Raw genomic sequence first — 15,520 nt, 5'->3', positions numbered from 1 at the left:
CTTAATTTGATCGTCCCGTAAAATTATCCATGGCCCTTCCGGAACCAAAAACATTGAGCAGCGCATCGAAGATATCCGTGGGTAAAAGCCTCATGGCCATCATGGTATAGATGCTGTGAGGCGGCATCATGACATACGGCTTGTCTTTCTTTACGGCCCCGATGATTTTTTTAGCTGCCGTTGCGGGTTTGATGAAGGGGCTGAAAAGAAAGGGCTTGAAACCCTTGAACATGCCGGTGTCAATAATATAGGGGCATACACAGGTGATCTTCACGCCCCGGTGACCGAATTTTTTCATTTCCCGACGAAGCGCCTCAGAGAGCCCCACCTCGGCAAACTTACTGGCGGCATAGTCGGAGAGTATGGGCATACCCAGAAGCCCGCTCGACGAGGCCACATTGACGATATTTCCCTTCCCCTGCTTAACCATATCATGAATGAATTCCTTGGTGAAATAGAGATGCCCCCAGTAGTTGATGGCCATAGTGCGTTCCATTTCCTCGATACTGAGATCCAGAAAACTCTTCCCCGTTATCGTGCCTGCGTTATTGATCAAAACATCAACGCCGCCGAAATCCTTTCTGATCTCCTGCGCAACGGAGCTCACCTTTTTTTTGTCGGAGATGTCGCAGATATATGTTTTAATCCTGGTGCCCTGTTTTTCCGCAAGGGCCGCCGTCTCCTCGAGCCCCTTCCCGTTAACGTCAACCAGGGCGCAGTTGGCCTTTTCCGCGGCAAAACCCCGGGCCATAAGCCTGCCGATACCGCTCCCGGCTCCCGTGATGAGAACATTTTTGTTTTTTAAATCCTTCATAATTCCTGTTACCCCCTTTTTCATTCTTAAATAGCATAAGGGGATATAGCCGTATTTAAATTTTTAATTCGACCGGATTTATAATCCCGGACCCATTATTTTACGAGCGTGAGGAGGTTACCGGGCAGAGGAACCGTGCGATTCCCTGTATTGTTTGGGCGTGATGCCGGTGAAACGTGAGAAGGCATCGTAGAAAGTGGATTTTGAATTGAATCCCACGGCGTAGGCAATGGTAAGGATTGACCGTCCCGCTTCTTCCAGCAGGAGCCTTTTCGCCTCTTCTATCCGGTATTGATTGATGAAGGTGTTGAAGTTGGTATCCCGTTCGCTGTTGAGAAGATGGGACAGCTGATGGGGCGTTATGGAAAGGATGTCGGCCAGATCTTTCAAAGAAAGTGTTTCGCTTGTGTACAGCTTTTCCTCTTTCATAAGACGTTCCAGGTTGAACAGAAGCGACTCGGGGTCAATGCCGGTGAGAAGTTTTTTGCGGTGATACTGCTTCTTCGCCTCGATGATCACGAGCTGAATCAGGCTGGGATATCGCACACCGGTAATATAAGAACTGATGAGCAGAAGCGAGATGATCACTGCCCCATACTTCACGGCCGCCATGCTGCTCAGCAGGTATCCCAGGAGCACCATTTCTGAAGCGGCCAGGGTGATGACGGCATAGACCGCATTAACGGCCGTGATGGGCATCCTGCTCCTTCGGTATTCTTGTATCATCCTCATAGACAGCATCCCCAGGAGAAGCAGGACCTCTAACGATGCAGCCCCGGTTATCATCCTTATCACCACGAGAGAACGGGAATTGAGGCCCGTAAGCAGGGACTCTATCATGGTCAGCTTTCCCGCATTGCTCTGCACAAGATAATACATGTCCAGCGGCATTGCCAGGAATGCGGGGATAAAGATGAGCCATTTCCTTCCCGATAAATCGCTGGAGGGAAAAACAACAAAAAAATAAGCCCGGTATGCCAGGGGTATGGCAAGAAACAAAAATGTAAGATGCATGAAAAGAAGACCGGGATAGGACAGTGCCCCTTCCGATATTATCAGGGCGAATTGAAACTGCAGAATTGTTAATATGAAAAGGAGCGATGACAGGTTATAGTTCTCAACCTGTTTTCCGCGGATAAAAACGTGTATAAGGGAAAAAAGCAGTGAAAGACAACCGCCAAAAACCAGTATGTATCGGGCAATCGCTTCAGGTAACATAATCCTGATCCTGCCGGCATGCACCGCATGACCGGCGGGGTTTTCTTTCATGCTTCATTATGTGGAGCTGAGGGGGATCGAACCCCTGGCCTCCAGAGTGCGATTCTGGCGCTCTCCCAGCTGAGCTACAGCCCCTTTTCTTACGCCGGCCCTTGCTATTCATACTCTCCCATTCCCGGGAGCATTGATGTTTCATGAACCAGATTGACACTGTTTTTCACGATCATTTTTTTCAAGCACAATTGTATAATATTATACTTCTTTTTTATTTGTCATATAGCCAGGGTGATGCTCATACCGATAGTGCCCATTCCTGCCACGATCTGTAGAGAGTTCAGTATAAAGAGCGGCTTGTTGAGACAGTAGGGATTTTTCTGACCCGAAAGGTATTCCCATTCCCGGTAGGCATGGCTCAGCACAAAAAGCGAGGCAATGGCATAAAATACGGGCGACGAATGGTAATTGCTGACCCCGAGAGAATTATAGATAAGAGCGCCACCAAGGAGAATATCCGTTGCGGCAATACCCATGTTTTCCGGTGTAGCCCAGTCGGATCCCGACACATTCATGCCGATAAGCAGGGATGTTGCTTCCAGGGCGGCAATACCACCCGATCCCAGCATGGTCCACCGGTTCACCTGATCCAGTGATGCTTCCCGGGAAAGATATATCGTGCCGTTCCCGGCGAAGAGCGGGGATGACAACATTATAATAGAGCATAATCCGCAAATAATTAATATTTTTTTCATGGCACCCTTGCTGGTTTCAGTTCTATTTCTACCAGGAAATAAAACCATACCGGGCGGTAGAAGTCAATGATTTTCCTGTATCGCTCCAGCAGAGCCAAACAGAGAGCATTAGCTTCGTCCAATATAACTCCTGATTATTTACTTTACAAAGATGCACCGAAAACCCATTATAAGGACATGGAAAGTGAATATCTCGATAACGAAGGGAACATCATCGATTACTATTCGGTTTTTGAAATTCCCTATAATGCTGAACCCCATGCCATCAGGAACGCTTTCCGGACGCTCATAAAGCAGCATCATCCCGATATCTCCCATGATTATTCAAACGACAATACAGATCTTATAGACCTGATTATCCGGGCATACCGCGTTCTGGCCGACACCGAAACCAGGAAAGACTATGACCGCTATCTCTTTAAAAACGTGCAGCTCAGATACAGCACCACCCTGGTAATTCCGCGGCGAAGGGTCAAGTATTCCGCTTCACTGAATGAGCTGCTGAAGGCCAACCTGAAGCCCCGGGGAATAAAACGGAAGGATATTCTTCTAAATTTCGGGCAGGATATTGAAATCTTAGTCACACCCGAGGAAGGCCGCCGGGGAGCCGTCGCCTATATCGAACTTCCGTCACGCATGACATGCCCGCTCTGTTCGGGCCGCAACCCGCAGTGTCATGTATGCCGCGGCATGGGAAGGATACACACCACGTCCCATCTCGAGGTATCAATCCCGCCCCATACTGAAAGCGGCACCGTAATCGACGTTGACCTGCTGAAAATAAGGCCCGACCGCTTTACCTCGTTCAGGGCCCGGGGCATACGTATCAGGATAAGCCGTCTCCCCGATAATTCAGCGGTGTGAATTTCTTTACTGCCGGGTTGATGGACAAATCCCCGGAACTTTTACCATTCAACTACAGGACAATGTATGATAAACGGGGAGCACATCATTAATACAATTGCACATGAAATAATAGTCCATCTCGGGAAGGGCATACGTACCGGCGACGACATACTTGAATTCGCCTGGAACGTTATCGGCGTCGCCGATCTTCATGAAACGGCGGAACTCATCTGCGCCGATGATGCTTACGGCCAGGGACTGGCGGAAATGGTGTTTTTCCCGGATCATACGATCCGTCTCCTCCTGGAACCCCTTATCCCGGCGTCAGGTCTTTCACGAGAGGAAACCGAAAAGGTGCGGGAACTGGTTGCCCGTTCCGTGGAATCAGTAGCCGTTTCACTGGCCGATGACGATATCTCCATTACCGTCGATGTTCCGTTATGCGACACCTTATCAAACCATTATATGCGCCATCTCAACCTGACAAGGAAAACTCCCATCCCCCTTTCACATCCCATTGATAATACGGGGAAAGCAGCCCGATACATGGAGGCACGGATGCGCATCCGCAACTCCCCGTACCTGCTCACGCCTCATCAGGAAAGGCACATAACCGATCTTGTGCGGAACCTTGCGGGACCGGTACATTGCAGCGACAGAGACTTTCTGCAGGCCGTTGATTTCCTGCTCCGTATCATGAGTGAAAAAGAACAGGACACAGACCTCCGCAGCCTCCTGTATGAAAATAAAAAAACATGGCTCAATATCCTCGTGCAGACCCGTCGCTTCGATGAAATGAGCAGGAGCTACAGTATGGATTTTCTCATGTCACAGAGGATTTTTCCGCCGGCAACGGGATACGATGAAGCGCTGCGGAACATAGAACTGGTTGATGTGGTGAGCACTGCACTTTACGGAACAGCAGCCCCGTCGCCTGCCGGTGATGATTCACGTGTAGTTGAAATAAAGGAGATCAATGCCGGGGCCATGAAAAAAATACTGGATAACCTGTGATGCGACGGCCTTACCGGTTATCAATAAGATAATCGAGCACCAGTCCGAAAAATTGCCGCTCTTTCCCCTGATAGCGCCATCCCAGGTGATTCATACAGACGGAGCACAGGGCCACGTCCCAGCGGTAGCCTTTAAACCAGGTAAACTCCTCGGTTGGAACTCCGCAGCTCACGCATCCCCGGGCCGATGAAAAACAACCGATACGATATACAATTCCCGCGGGATTGGTAAATGCAATACTCATTCTGCCCTCTATTTCAATTCTCTCCTTCGGCGAGGTAATGATATTCCTGCAGTAACGGCAGATGAGGAGATGTTCCTCTTCATCCCTTTCCTCGGTATTTTCGTGGGGCTGATCTGCGACAGAAGCATAGTCCACGGGGTCGGGCTGTCTGAAAAACAGCCTGTGGGGAGGGTCATTCCTGTATCCTATCATTAAAAAACTCATATCCTCTGTCCGGCGGTGAAAATACCCCTGATATATTAATACTATGATTTACCCCTTCACAGCAAGTTTTTATTGATACTTCATGGGAAAATCGGCGGGAAAAGAAGGATACACCGGGCCCGAAACAGCCGGTCAGAAAAGGAGATTTATGGCTTCGCTGATTTTTTTAACGCCGTGAATGGTGCCTTCAAAACCGGCGTTCCTGGCATCCTTCATGTCGCTTTCCGATACGACGACCGTATGAAAGCCCGAGGCCCGGAATTCCTGCATTCTCCTGGAACACTGTGATACGGGCCTCACGTCCCCTGACAGGGATATCTCGCCGAGAAATCCCGTTCCTTCCGGCACGGGCCGGTCCTTCATACTCGAGGCTATGGCCATAGCCACGGCAAGATCTGCGGCCGTTTCATTGATCCGGAAACCTCCCGATACGTTTATAAAAACATCAAAGGAATTCAGCTTCAGCCCGGCATGTTTCTCCAGAACGGCATTGATGATGATCAGGCGGTTCTGGTCTAACCCGTCGGACATGCGCCGGGGATTTGAAAAGGTGGTAAAGGTAACGAGCGACTGTACCTCGAAGAGAATGGTTCTGCTGCCCTCAATGGCGGCCGAAACGGCGTTCCCCGGCGATGACGATGAAAAGCTGTTCAGAAAGACCCGGTTCTTGTCCTTCACCTCCTGGAGTCCCGAGGCGGTCATGCGGAAAAGGCCCACCTCGTTGACCGATCCGAAGCGGTTTTTGAAGGCCCGGAGCATCCTGAAATCCCGGGAGAAATCACCCTCGAAATACAGCACCGTATCCACCAGGTGTTCCAGCAGTTTCGGGCCGGCAATGGCGCCGTCCTTGGTGATATGCCCCACGAGTATCACCGGCACGCCGGACTGCTTGGCCATATCCACAAGCCGCGACGCCGATTCTCTAATCTGGCTCACGGACCCGGCTGCCCCCGGTATTTCACCGGAATAGATGGTCTGTATGGAATCCACCACGATACACTGCGGCTTTTCCGCCGCGGCCAGAGCGATAATATCCTCCACTGCCGTATTCGTGGAAATTTTTATCCTGTCCAGATCAATACCCAGACGCTCCGCCCTCTGACGCAGCTGCGCCGGCGATTCCTCGCCCGAGACATAGACGGTATCGAGGTAATGGGCCACCTGGAGGGCCATGGTGGATTTGCCGATGCCGGGTTCGCCGCCCATGAGGATCACGGAACCGGGCACGATGCCGCCTCCGCAGACCAGGTTGAACTCCCCGATACCAGTTTGAATACGCTGCACGCCTTCTATAGATACGGAAGACAGGGGGACAGCCGCGGGTTTTGTATGTTTATGTGAAGGCCGGGAAGCTTCCACTTCGACCATGGTATTCCATTCCTGGCAGGAAGGACATCTTCCATGCCATTTAACCGAGTCGGCCCCGCAGGCCGTACAGACATAATACTCCTTTTTTTTAGCCATTACTTCTGTTTTTGCTTGAAGAATAATTTCGACGGATCGTCCTTAAGACTCCTGAAGAGGTCCTTGGCCGAGATAGATGCATCCTTGAGGTTTTCATACACTTCCTCCTCGACCAGGAGCTTGCCGAGAGTCCCGCGTCCCTTCTCGAGGCGGAAGATGATCTTATTCAGGTTACTGGTTGTTTCCGAAAGATTGCGCAGGCTGATGGAGATTTCCTCCTTGTTTTTTTCGGAAAGATATGCCATGTTTGTGGCCAGCTTGTTGAGTTGATCCATGAGTATCTGGGTCTTTGCCGAAAGGAGAATGATCGTGCCCTTGGCACCAAGGACCGATTTGCGGATATCAGAGCGGTTCTCCTCGGTGATATTGTTGAGGTTTTCCACGAATTTTTTCGAATTCTGAAAAATCTCAGCCAGCATCTCGCTGCCGCTTTCATCCTGGAGAAAGCTCTGGAAGGTGAGCATCATCTGGTCAAAGCTTGCAGGATCAATGGCGTATATTTTGTCGCCATCCTGGTAAAAATCATCCACATTGACCGAGGGCGGGATAAAAACGTTAATGTATTTTTCACCGATGAGGCCTGTGGTGAAAATGGCGAACTTGGCGGTCTTGAGAAGATTATATTTCCGGTCAACCCAAATGGTCACCTCGGTTTTCTCGCCGGACTGATTGATATCTTCCACAAAACCGATTTTTATACCCCCGGCGATTTTAACCGGGGAATTGATGCTGAGACCGTTCAGGAACCCGAAATAGAGGCGCAGGTGATAGCCGGACTGCGATACATTGATCTTTGCCAGAAGAGCCACGAATATGATAAAGATGGTAAAGCTCACCGTTATCATGAGGCCCACTTTTGCTTCATTATTTAATTTCATACTATTGTCCCGTCACCATCTTCTGGATACTCCAGGTAAGGGATAGTATCCACGCACATTAATAAAGTAAAGAAAAAAACGGGATTTTTTATGGGTCCGGGGTGCTTTAGGCAGGTAATTAATCACATTGTGGTGCAACGCCCCTGCAGTACAGGAAACAGGCAATCAGCCGGTTCCGGTATAGGCGGATATTTCCAGGTGAAAGTGTTACGGCAGGAAAAAGCGCAAAGTCTGCCGGTTAGATAATAGTAAGATGATCACAATCGCTTCAATAAAAATTGAATAGTCTCATCTGACTTTTTTGTATTGTTCTGAAGAAGGGATTCCTTTATTTTCCGCATCTGTATCAGCTTATCCTGTAATTCTTTGACCTTGTCAATTCTCTCTGCGAATGTATCACGCTCGTCCATTATCACTCACCACACTAATTGATTCTTCTCTTTTCACACGACCGTATCTGCCCGATACAGCACACTACACACAGGATTGTGATATCCCCCCCGGAGGGATTAAAAATATTTTTTAAAGGAATTTCCCAAAAGATTACACCATACGTAATCCGGGAAAAATGTTTTAATAAACCTGAAGTGTTATCACACTGCTTTTAAAGCGAATGGAATCGAAACGATAAAAAGGGAGCCCTTCAGGATCAAGTAAAAAAAATCCCTTGGGACATAATGATTAAAAAAATATCATTCCTACTGAATGATCTGATAGATTATACGGCAAAAGTAATCGAAGAATGCAACCACAATATCAACGTTGATCAGGAAATGCAATGTAAAAACGATACGGCCAAAAAAAAAGAAGAGTCGCCCACCCTACATGGACGTCGCCTGCCGCTTGCTGCGAGAAACCGCCGGACCGGTAAAAGAATTGACAGAAACCCCATCCGATGTGTTGTACTGATTACAGTGTTTCCATTAATTCATGACGGGCAGCTGTGTAATTAAAAAATTAATTAACGACAGTGTCGTATTTTTTCAGCAAATAAACAGGTAGAGGTAGTGTACGATGAAAGGAACTATCGAACTCTCGGGGAACAGCCTCAAAATAAAATCCTCGCGCATCTCCCTGGTCGTATTTACCATTATCGGCGGTCTCATGTTTCTGGGCGGCCTGACCATCATGGGAAAAATCCATCCTGTTGATCATATTCTTTTCAGCTTCGGGATACTCTTCACTGCCGCAGGGCTCTTCGCCCTTCTCAATTCACGGTATTATAAAATGAGCATCGACGGGGAAAAGGGATTCATCGGCATTCTCGATTCATCACTGAAAGCCATTACACCGCTCCGGATACCCCTTGACTATTATTCATGGATAACCGTACAGAAAAAGATGGGCTCCGGTAGCACCGGCTTCGAGGTCCATCTCATGAACGAACTGGGGGCTTCAGTGCTGCTGGCCCTTTTCAATGACAGGAACGGGGCCATGAACTTTGCCCGGGATCTCCAGAGCCTCATGGGTGTGGATCTTCTTCTGGATCATGAGCCTTACAGCCGTATTCGGGCCGGTATGAAAAAAAGCACGACGACGATAGAAAGCTGCGGGATTGAAGGCCTGGACATCAAAGTAACCGTTGACGGGGCCGCAACGACCTTTTCCTGGAAAAGCCGGTACAGGTTTTATCATTACATCCTCATGGCCTCGATCCTGTACGGATTCTTCCACATCATACATTTTCTGATAATTCCAATTCAGGACATAGATACGCTTAAATATTTTCTCTACGGACTGATTGTCTTCATGATGATACTTCTCGTGCTGATGTTTCTCACCCAGATCCTGGGAAGGCATGTCCTGACCATTGGGCCCCGGGGAGTAAGCTATTACCTGAATATCCTGGGGAAGTGGCTCAGATATCAGGAGATATCACGGGGTGATATCGGCATGGTGAAAAATTCACTGAATATGAGCGACGATACCCTGAACATAATCAGCAAGAAGGGCCTTGATACCATGGTCCGCCTGAGCTCGGAAATGAAAGACGGCGATAACGAACTCTCCCTTTCCAGGGCATCGGATATTTTTTCCCTGCAGAAGGAGATAATCATGATAGATTCTTCGGCCCTGAATATCGCCGAACGCTTTTGCATAGAACAGAAAATAATGAATATCCTCTGAAGGACTACCATGATAGCAAAACTGACCGGAAAAATCGATGAGCTGAAACCAATGGAGTGCATCCTCGACGTGGGAGGTGTGGGATACCAGGTACATATTCCCCTTTCCACCTATGAGACAATTCAGGGGAAAGAGGATATCACGCTCTTCATCTACACGCTGCACCGCGAGGACCAGATGAAACTGTTCGGTTTTTCCACACAGCGGGAAAAGGAGCTTTTTACCGTTCTGCTCAACATAAGCGGTATAGGCCCCTCCATGGCCCTGTCGCTCCTTTCGGGAATCAGCATCGAAGATCTGGTCAGGTCTGTTCAGAACGACGATAGCAGCCGGCTTGTTAAAATACCGGGGATCGGGAAAGCGAAGGCGGAAAAGCTTATATTCGAACTGAAGAGAAAGCTGAAAAAAATAGAGTCCATCCCGGCCGCATCGGGTACCGCGACGGGCATCCGCAATGACGCTCTGGAGGCCCTGGTATCACTGGGATTCGACGAGGCCCGGGCAGCGAAGGTGATAGACGGCGTCAGGGAGGGTAATCCCGAAGCGACCCTGGAGACGGTGATAAAGGCGGCACTCCGTCAGTTCTCGGCATAAAGCCCGGCCATCGGCTTTATTCTTTTTTTATCACCGCATTTTAAATTGTTCCGGAGCCCAAAGGGAACGTGGTATATTTGCCGGTATGGGAATGGTTTTACCGCTCGTTAATCCGGATGTCTTTTTACCGATGGCAGTATCCCGGTTAAAATTTTATAGCGTCAATTTCTCCACGCTCCGCGGAGCCGAACATGCCGCAGCTGACGGCAAAATCGATAAATATCTCCAGGAGCAGCGGGTCGAGCTGTGTGTTCTTGGTCACAAATTCGGTCTTCATCATTTTGAAGGCCTCTATATTTGACATCTTTTTTCTTCCCGTGAGGGCAAGAAATACATCGATTATTTCGATCACCTTGCAGGGAAAAAAGGACAGGACGCGGCCGTTTTTAAATTCATTCTCATCATAGGTCATGAAATAATCGGCGTTTTGGAAATCATATTTTTTTCCCGTGAGCTTTCCCATGACGGGAGCGGAAAAATTATAACTCCTTTTCCCGCCATAGTACTCATGATGGAAGGCGGCCATGGCGGTAACCGGGAAGGAGTGACTCTTCGTTTTCAGTAACATGTTGTATCCGGTCAGAACATGAAGCCTCACAATTTCAGGGTCATAGGCGTCATTGCCGTCATGATAGGCGATGAAGGGAATCTTGCCTATATCGTACAACAGGGCCCCGACCGCATACTGGACCAGGTCTTTTTCCGTATCAATACGCCTGAAACCTCCCCTGACAACTGTTTCAACGGAAATATTGATATCGGGCAGCCGGCGGCGATAATATCGAAGCAGTTTTTCCTTGAAATTACCGCGGATGTTTTTTGTAAAAAGTCCCTTATCGATATAATTATTATAGTATAGGCCAAAACCGATGAACCAGAGCAGGGCCTTGCACATATTGGTTATAGTGTAGGAACCGGTATCAATTTTTTCTATCAGGAGAAAGTTTTTATCGGAATTATTAACCCTGAAAAACTCAATGAGCATCTTCACTATCCATTCTGTTTTAATGAAAACGCCCAATATATTTTCCCTCACGTTCTCCGTGGAAAGGTTGTCCTCCAGGTTTGCGTAATTGGCGTAAAAGGTGTTGGCGATGACCTCCACCATTTTTATGATTGCTTCGATATCAAAATCGGAATTGCTTTTCTGCAGGGCGTGCAGCGATTCAATGCTCCCGTCCAGTATTTCCTCCCGCTCGGCGACAGAGCAAGTCTGGAAACGGCCAACCTGTTCCTCGGTATTGCCGTACAGTTCCATTGCCCTGGCAAGGGCTGAACCGGCATTGGCAGCCAGGGGCCTTCGCTCCCTGTTGCGGGCAGAAACCTTTCCCTGCCAGTTATCCTCGATAAAGAGTTCGATATCCCTGGCTGTTTCACCCAGAAAATGCTCGAGCTTTTCAACCGGAATGGTGACCAGCTGTCCTTCGATATTTTTTCTGAATACCGGAACACCGGCTCTCACCAGGCCACGCAGGTTTTCCGATACCACGTCGTAGGTTACTGATTTCAGATTCAGCTTTTCATTTTTTTCTTCTGCCATAACCAACTGCACTACACTTTTTATAATTAATGCACTTACTATTTCATATCACGAGAGCAATGTCAACAGGTAAATAAATGTGAATAACCGTGGACGGCTCACACATCTCAGGACTTGATGGAACGGACACCGCTGAAGACCAGTCCCCTGCCGGCATCGACGGTTACAACGGTACCGCTCTTCAGAATCTCCGTGGCCTCCATGGCTCCGGCCAGTACGGGGATTTCCAGGGCACGCGCCACTATGGCTGCCTTTGAATCATCGGGGTCCTCCTCGGTTATGACCGCCGCGGCGTTCTTTATTGCCTGGAGCACATTGTCAGTGCTTTTCTCAATGACGAGAATGTCACCGGCGGTGAAATATTTCAGGGCATCGCTCTCACGGTGTATGACACAGAGGTTTCCCGTGGCGGAAAATTTATTGAGTCCCCTTCCCTCAAGGAGTACATCACCGACGATATGGACCTTTAGCGTGTTTGTCGTACCGCTTATCCCGGCCGGCATCCCCCCGGAAATGACTATCAGGTCGCCGTTTTTTATTATGGCGGTTTCCGCAGATTTCGCTATGGCCTGGTTAAAGATTTCGTCTGTGGAATCTTTCATCTCCGTCAGCACGGGATAGACTCCCCAGGTCAGGGAAAGCTGGTTGAAAACCTTTTCAGAAATTGTCGTGGCAATGATGGGGCAGGCGGGCCTGTATCGGGATACCATTCGGGCCGTATGCCCCGACTTGGTAACCGATACGATTGCCGAAGCGCTCAGCGTATGGGCGGTTTCACAGGTGGCGTAGCTGATGGCATTAGTCACATTTCGCGAAACTGATATATCCATATCATGAAACCGCTTTATGTAATCAATGTTTTTTTCGGTTTCAACGGCGATTTTTGACATGGTGAGCACCGCCTCAACAGGATACTTTCCCACGGAGGTTTCACCGGAGAGCATGATGGCGCTGGTGTTGTCGTAAATGGCATTGGCAACATCGGTGATCTCGGCCCTGGTGGGACGCGGATTGCGTATCATGGAATCAAGCATCTGTGTTGCCGTGATTGCCGGCTTGCCGGCGATAAAGCATTTTTTGATGAGTTCCTTCTGTATGGCCGGAAGCTCCTCGAAGGGAATCTCCACGCCCATATCACCCCGCGCCACCATGACACCGTCACTTACCCGGACAATGTCATCGATATTGTTCACGCCGTCCCTGTTCTCAATTTTAGCTATGATTTTTATAAACAGCCCGTTGTTTTCCTCCAATACCTTTTTCAGGTCCTTCACATCGGCGGCAGTCCTCACAAAAGAGGCCGCAATGTAATCAAAGTTATTGCGGATGCCGAATTTCAGATCCTCCCGGTCCCTTTCACTGACAAAGGGCTGGTTGATGTTAACCCCGGGAACATTGACTCCCTTGTTATTACTGAGCTGTCCGCCGTTAACGACCTCGCACTCGACATCGGTCTCCGTACAGGAAAGCACCTTCATCTCCAGGAGACCGTCATCCATAAGGATGCGGTCACCGCGGCTCACATCACGGGGAAGACCAGCGTAGGTTACGGATACACGTTTGTCGCTGCCGGGTTCATTCCTTGTAGTCAGGGTGAATACCTCTCCCTGCTTCAGCTCAACAGGTCCATTTTCGAATTTGCCGATCCGGATTTCGGGCCCCTTGGTGTCCAGGAGGAGTCCTACGGGAAGACCAAATTCAGCGCGTAGTTTCATGAACAGTTCCACGCGCTTCTGGTGTTCCTCGTATGTACCGTGGGAAAAATTGAGCCTGGCCACGTTCATCCCGTTCAGGAACAGCTGCCTGAGCACGGCTTCATTGTCCGTTGCCGGTCCCAGTGTACAGACGATTTTTGTTTTCCTTATATATTGTGCCATGCTATCACAGGCCTCCGGTTCCTAGTATTGCAGATTTCCACGCCGTTACAGACCGCTCACATCGGTATCTTTATCGAACGAGACCGTTATATCATAGGTTATTTCCACTTTTTTCCCCGCACCGATCTCCATCTTCCATTTCCGTATGCCCTGTGCGTAATCTGTCGTTTTTTCAAAGACACCGTCCTTCATGAATGGGTGGGACAGGTTTGCAACCTCTACCTGTATCTTCTTGTTGCGCGAAACGGGAATATTATCGACGATGACGATCTCCCGGTTTGCCTTAATCTGATTCTCCACGACGATCTTGTAAATATACAGAATGCGCCGGTTCCCGCCGAATACTCCCGCCGTGTCCTCGTATTTTTTTACCAGTTCTTTTTTCGCCGTTATGCGGGGTTCCATGCCAAGCACAATATCCTCCTTTTTACCCACGGGTGTGAAAGGCATAGCCACCTTCCCCATGAACTCATTTTCCAGGAAGAGCTGGGCTTCACCCTGGAGCCAGGGAAGGGCCGTGCTGTTCGATGTCTCCACCCGGAGGAAACTGTTCGTGATCTGCGACGGGATTACTTCGTAATAAAACCGGACATTATCGGCACCGCTGATGGCATAATCCTTGATAAATTTTTTCTGATATTTAGCCGACGAAAGGATGCTCTGTTTTAAAGGCAGGGTCAGGTCAAGATAGGGTCCCTTTTCAGAAATAGTGGTTTCCGGCAATAAAGCCGGAGCCCCTTCCTTTTCCTCCACGGATTCGGAGGCGGCAAAATCCATCTTCTCGGCCTTCTTGGCCCTGAAGGAACGGTTAGAAGCACCGCCCGCATATTCGTCCCGATCCTCCACTATATCCAGGTACCAGGGCTGCACTACAGGCGGGTTGATGGTATTCACGGGAGATCCCGTGGACAACGCCAGGGTGATATCCTTCCAGTCCTCGCCGGTATTCTGGAAAATATTTCCATAGATAACCAGGTTGATATCGCCTTTCTCACGGCTGGCCCTGACATCATAGAGCATGTTCCAGTAGGTGTTGGGAATGACATAGCTGACCGTAACCTCCACGGACCGTTCCGTCGGCGAGAATATTGAAATGATAACACGTTTCTCGATATCAACTTTGCCCGATGTTCCCGTGAAGAGCTTGCGCCGCTCGGCGTATTTTGTCGTTATATCATTGAACTGCTGAACCGCCATGGATGATTTGTTGCTGCTCACGGCCTGGTTCAGGGAGCGATAGGTTTCAAAATAGCTGTAGCCGGCGATCTGGGAAAGCTCAAACTCCCAGTTCTGTATTTCCTTGCCGATTTTTTCCCTGTTTTTTTCAATGGATCTCTTTTCATTCAGAAGCTTCTTTTTCTTTTCAACAACCCATCCCAGGGTATCATCCCACACCTTTACCTGGGGTATCCGTGTTGCCAGTTCCTTAGACACGGTCTGGTCGGTAAACTTTAATATGGAATCAAGGAACTCTTCCTGGGATTTAATGTTTTTAAGATCATCGACGAAAACCTGGTCCTGCTCACGCAGCTTTTCCAGTTTTTCCTCTATCTCCAGGATGCGTGTCTGTTTCTTTTTTATAAGTGCTTTCTTTTCCACTTCCAGGGAAAGTATCTTTCCCGGAAAATCCCTGGGCAGGCTCCCTTTCACGGACCAGTCATAGAGGAGTTCCGGCAGCGTTGAAAGCACAATCATGTTCTGTCCTTTCACCAGGGATACGCTGGCCGTGCGTGTTATTTCAGCCTGGTTCTGGTACAGTTTAACCGAAATAATTTTACTCTGGTAGGCTGCCTCTTCATTGCCCCTGCCCGTTCCTGTAATATATAGAGATAGTATGCATATAGAGATAAATCCTGCCATGCGTTTCATTTTCAGTTTCCTCCGGATTATTGTTACTGAACAGTTCCCCTATCATATCGCCAATCGCCAAAATGTCAACCGTATAATCCGG

14 protein-coding genes and 1 tRNA gene are annotated in these 15,520 nt (G+C 48.9%); 5 read left to right on the top strand and 10 right to left on the bottom strand.

Annotation, left to right across the window (positions count from 1 at the left end):
- Position 1: 1 nt before the first annotated feature.
- From CVV44_10180 to CVV44_10165, 4 genes are all read right to left on the bottom strand, one after another.
- A complete protein-coding gene (locus CVV44_10180; protein ID PKL39220.1) occupies positions 2-838 on the bottom strand; it encodes a short-chain dehydrogenase in 837 nt (278 codons plus the stop codon).
- A 93-nt stretch (positions 839-931) separates the two neighbouring features.
- Complete coding sequence (locus CVV44_10175) at positions 932-2,083, bottom strand: hypothetical protein (GenBank protein ID PKL39219.1); 1,152 nt, start codon at positions 2,081-2,083, stop codon at positions 932-934.
- Between the two features lie 11 nt (positions 2,084-2,094).
- Positions 2,095-2,167: transfer RNA gene (locus CVV44_10170), tRNA-Ala, on the bottom strand.
- Between the two features lie 137 nt (positions 2,168-2,304).
- Positions 2,305-2,739 carry a hypothetical protein gene (locus tag CVV44_10165; GenBank protein PKL39218.1) on the bottom strand — a complete coding sequence of 145 codons (435 nt, stop codon included), beginning with the start codon at positions 2,737-2,739 and terminating at the stop codon, positions 2,305-2,307.
- A gap of 108 nt (positions 2,740-2,847) precedes the next feature.
- Here CVV44_10165 and CVV44_10160 point away from each other — a divergent pair, with 108 nt between their 5' ends.
- Both CVV44_10160 and CVV44_10155 read left to right on the top strand, forming a co-directional pair.
- Positions 2,848-3,645 carry a hypothetical protein gene (locus CVV44_10160; GenBank protein ID PKL39217.1) on the top strand — a complete coding sequence of 266 codons (798 nt, stop codon included), beginning with the start codon at positions 2,848-2,850 and terminating at the stop codon, positions 3,643-3,645.
- A gap of 66 nt (positions 3,646-3,711) precedes the next feature.
- On the top strand, positions 3,712-4,641 hold the full coding sequence (locus CVV44_10155; GenBank protein ID PKL39216.1) for a hypothetical protein: 930 nt from the start codon (positions 3,712-3,714) through the stop codon (positions 4,639-4,641).
- Between the two features lie 10 nt (positions 4,642-4,651).
- Here CVV44_10155 and CVV44_10150 read toward each other — a convergent pair whose 3' ends face one another.
- From CVV44_10150 to CVV44_10140, 3 genes are all read right to left on the bottom strand, one after another.
- The gene (locus CVV44_10150; protein ID PKL39215.1) at positions 4,652-5,077 is read right to left on the bottom strand and encodes a hypothetical protein; all 426 of its coding nucleotides are present in this window, start codon (positions 5,075-5,077) and stop codon (positions 4,652-4,654) included.
- A 144-nt stretch (positions 5,078-5,221) separates the two neighbouring features.
- Positions 5,222-6,553, bottom strand: coding sequence for a DNA repair protein RadA (locus CVV44_10145; protein ID PKL39214.1), 1,332 nt, complete (start codon positions 6,551-6,553; stop codon positions 5,222-5,224).
- Positions 6,553-7,431 (bottom strand): hypothetical protein, encoded by an 879-nt coding sequence (locus tag CVV44_10140; protein PKL39213.1) that lies wholly within the window; start codon positions 7,429-7,431, stop codon positions 6,553-6,555. The genes CVV44_10145 and CVV44_10140 overlap by 1 nt, the downstream gene beginning before the upstream one ends.
- Positions 7,432-8,108: 677 nt before the next feature.
- On the opposite strand from CVV44_10140, the gene CVV44_10135 reads away from it, so the two are divergent.
- The 3 genes from CVV44_10135 to CVV44_10125 all read left to right on the top strand — a co-directional run bounded on the left by CVV44_10135 (position 8,109) and on the right by CVV44_10125 (position 10,152).
- Positions 8,109-8,384: a hypothetical protein gene (locus CVV44_10135; protein ID PKL39212.1), complete on the top strand. Its 276-nt coding sequence runs from the start codon at positions 8,109-8,111 to the stop codon at positions 8,382-8,384.
- A 61-nt stretch (positions 8,385-8,445) separates the two neighbouring features.
- Positions 8,446-9,558 carry a hypothetical protein gene (locus tag CVV44_10130; protein PKL39211.1) on the top strand — a complete coding sequence of 371 codons (1,113 nt, stop codon included), beginning with the start codon at positions 8,446-8,448 and terminating at the stop codon, positions 9,556-9,558.
- 9 nt (positions 9,559-9,567) lie between these two features.
- Positions 9,568-10,152 carry a Holliday junction branch migration protein RuvA gene (locus CVV44_10125; GenBank protein ID PKL39210.1) on the top strand — a complete coding sequence of 195 codons (585 nt, stop codon included), beginning with the start codon at positions 9,568-9,570 and terminating at the stop codon, positions 10,150-10,152.
- 145 nt (positions 10,153-10,297) lie between these two features.
- Here the strand turns inward: CVV44_10125 and CVV44_10120 are convergent, their stop codons facing one another.
- The 3 genes from CVV44_10120 to CVV44_10110 all read right to left on the bottom strand — a co-directional run bounded on the left by CVV44_10120 (position 10,298) and on the right by CVV44_10110 (position 15,438).
- Positions 10,298-11,692 (bottom strand): hypothetical protein, encoded by a 1,395-nt coding sequence (locus tag CVV44_10120; protein PKL39209.1) that lies wholly within the window; start codon positions 11,690-11,692, stop codon positions 10,298-10,300.
- 107 nt (positions 11,693-11,799) lie between these two features.
- Positions 11,800-13,557 (bottom strand): pyruvate kinase, encoded by a 1,758-nt coding sequence (gene pyk, locus CVV44_10115; protein ID PKL39260.1) that lies wholly within the window; start codon positions 13,555-13,557, stop codon positions 11,800-11,802.
- Positions 13,558-13,614: 57 nt separating this feature from the next.
- On the bottom strand, positions 13,615-15,438 hold the full coding sequence (locus tag CVV44_10110) for a hypothetical protein (protein PKL39208.1): 1,824 nt from the start codon (positions 15,436-15,438) through the stop codon (positions 13,615-13,617).
- Positions 15,439-15,520: the final 82 nt, after the last annotated feature.

The sequence above is a fragment of the Spirochaetae bacterium HGW-Spirochaetae-1 genome, from assembly GCA_002839375.1.
In the GTDB taxonomy this organism is placed as follows: domain Bacteria; phylum Spirochaetota; class UBA4802; order UBA4802; family UBA5550; genus PGXY01.
The sequence above is the reverse complement of the archived record's forward strand: the minus strand, read 5'-3'. Positions and strand labels throughout refer to the sequence as shown.

What these genes read in the sequence shown, in the direction of transcription:
- CVV44_10180 (PKL39220.1), bottom strand. Translation starts at nt 838, where the DNA reads ATGAAAAAGGGGGTAACAGGAATTATGAAGGATTTAAAAAACAAAAAT.
- CVV44_10175 (PKL39219.1), bottom strand. Translation starts at nt 2,083, where the DNA reads ATGAAAGAAAACCCCGCCGGTCATGCGGTGCATGCCGGCAGGATCAGG.
- CVV44_10165 (PKL39218.1), bottom strand. Translation starts at nt 2,739, where the DNA reads ATGTTGTCATCCCCGCTCTTCGCCGGGAACGGCACGATATATCTTTCC.
- CVV44_10160 (PKL39217.1), top strand. Translation starts at nt 2,848, where the DNA reads ATGATTTTCCTGTATCGCTCCAGCAGAGCCAAACAGAGAGCATTAGCT.
- CVV44_10155 (PKL39216.1), top strand. Translation starts at nt 3,712, where the DNA reads ATGATAAACGGGGAGCACATCATTAATACAATTGCACATGAAATAATA.
- CVV44_10150 (PKL39215.1), bottom strand. Translation starts at nt 5,077, where the DNA reads ATGATAGGATACAGGAATGACCCTCCCCACAGGCTGTTTTTCAGACAG.
- CVV44_10145 (PKL39214.1), bottom strand. Translation starts at nt 6,553, where the DNA reads ATGGCTAAAAAAAAGGAGTATTATGTCTGTACGGCCTGCGGGGCCGAC.
- CVV44_10140 (PKL39213.1), bottom strand. Translation starts at nt 7,431, where the DNA reads ATGAAATTAAATAATGAAGCAAAAGTGGGCCTCATGATAACGGTGAGC.
- CVV44_10135 (PKL39212.1), top strand. Translation starts at nt 8,109, where the DNA reads ATGATTAAAAAAATATCATTCCTACTGAATGATCTGATAGATTATACG.
- CVV44_10130 (PKL39211.1), top strand. Translation starts at nt 8,446, where the DNA reads ATGAAAGGAACTATCGAACTCTCGGGGAACAGCCTCAAAATAAAATCC.
- CVV44_10125 (PKL39210.1), top strand. Translation starts at nt 9,568, where the DNA reads ATGATAGCAAAACTGACCGGAAAAATCGATGAGCTGAAACCAATGGAG.
- CVV44_10120 (PKL39209.1), bottom strand. Translation starts at nt 11,692, where the DNA reads ATGGCAGAAGAAAAAAATGAAAAGCTGAATCTGAAATCAGTAACCTAC.
- CVV44_10110 (PKL39208.1), bottom strand. Translation starts at nt 15,438, where the DNA reads ATGAAACGCATGGCAGGATTTATCTCTATATGCATACTATCTCTATAT.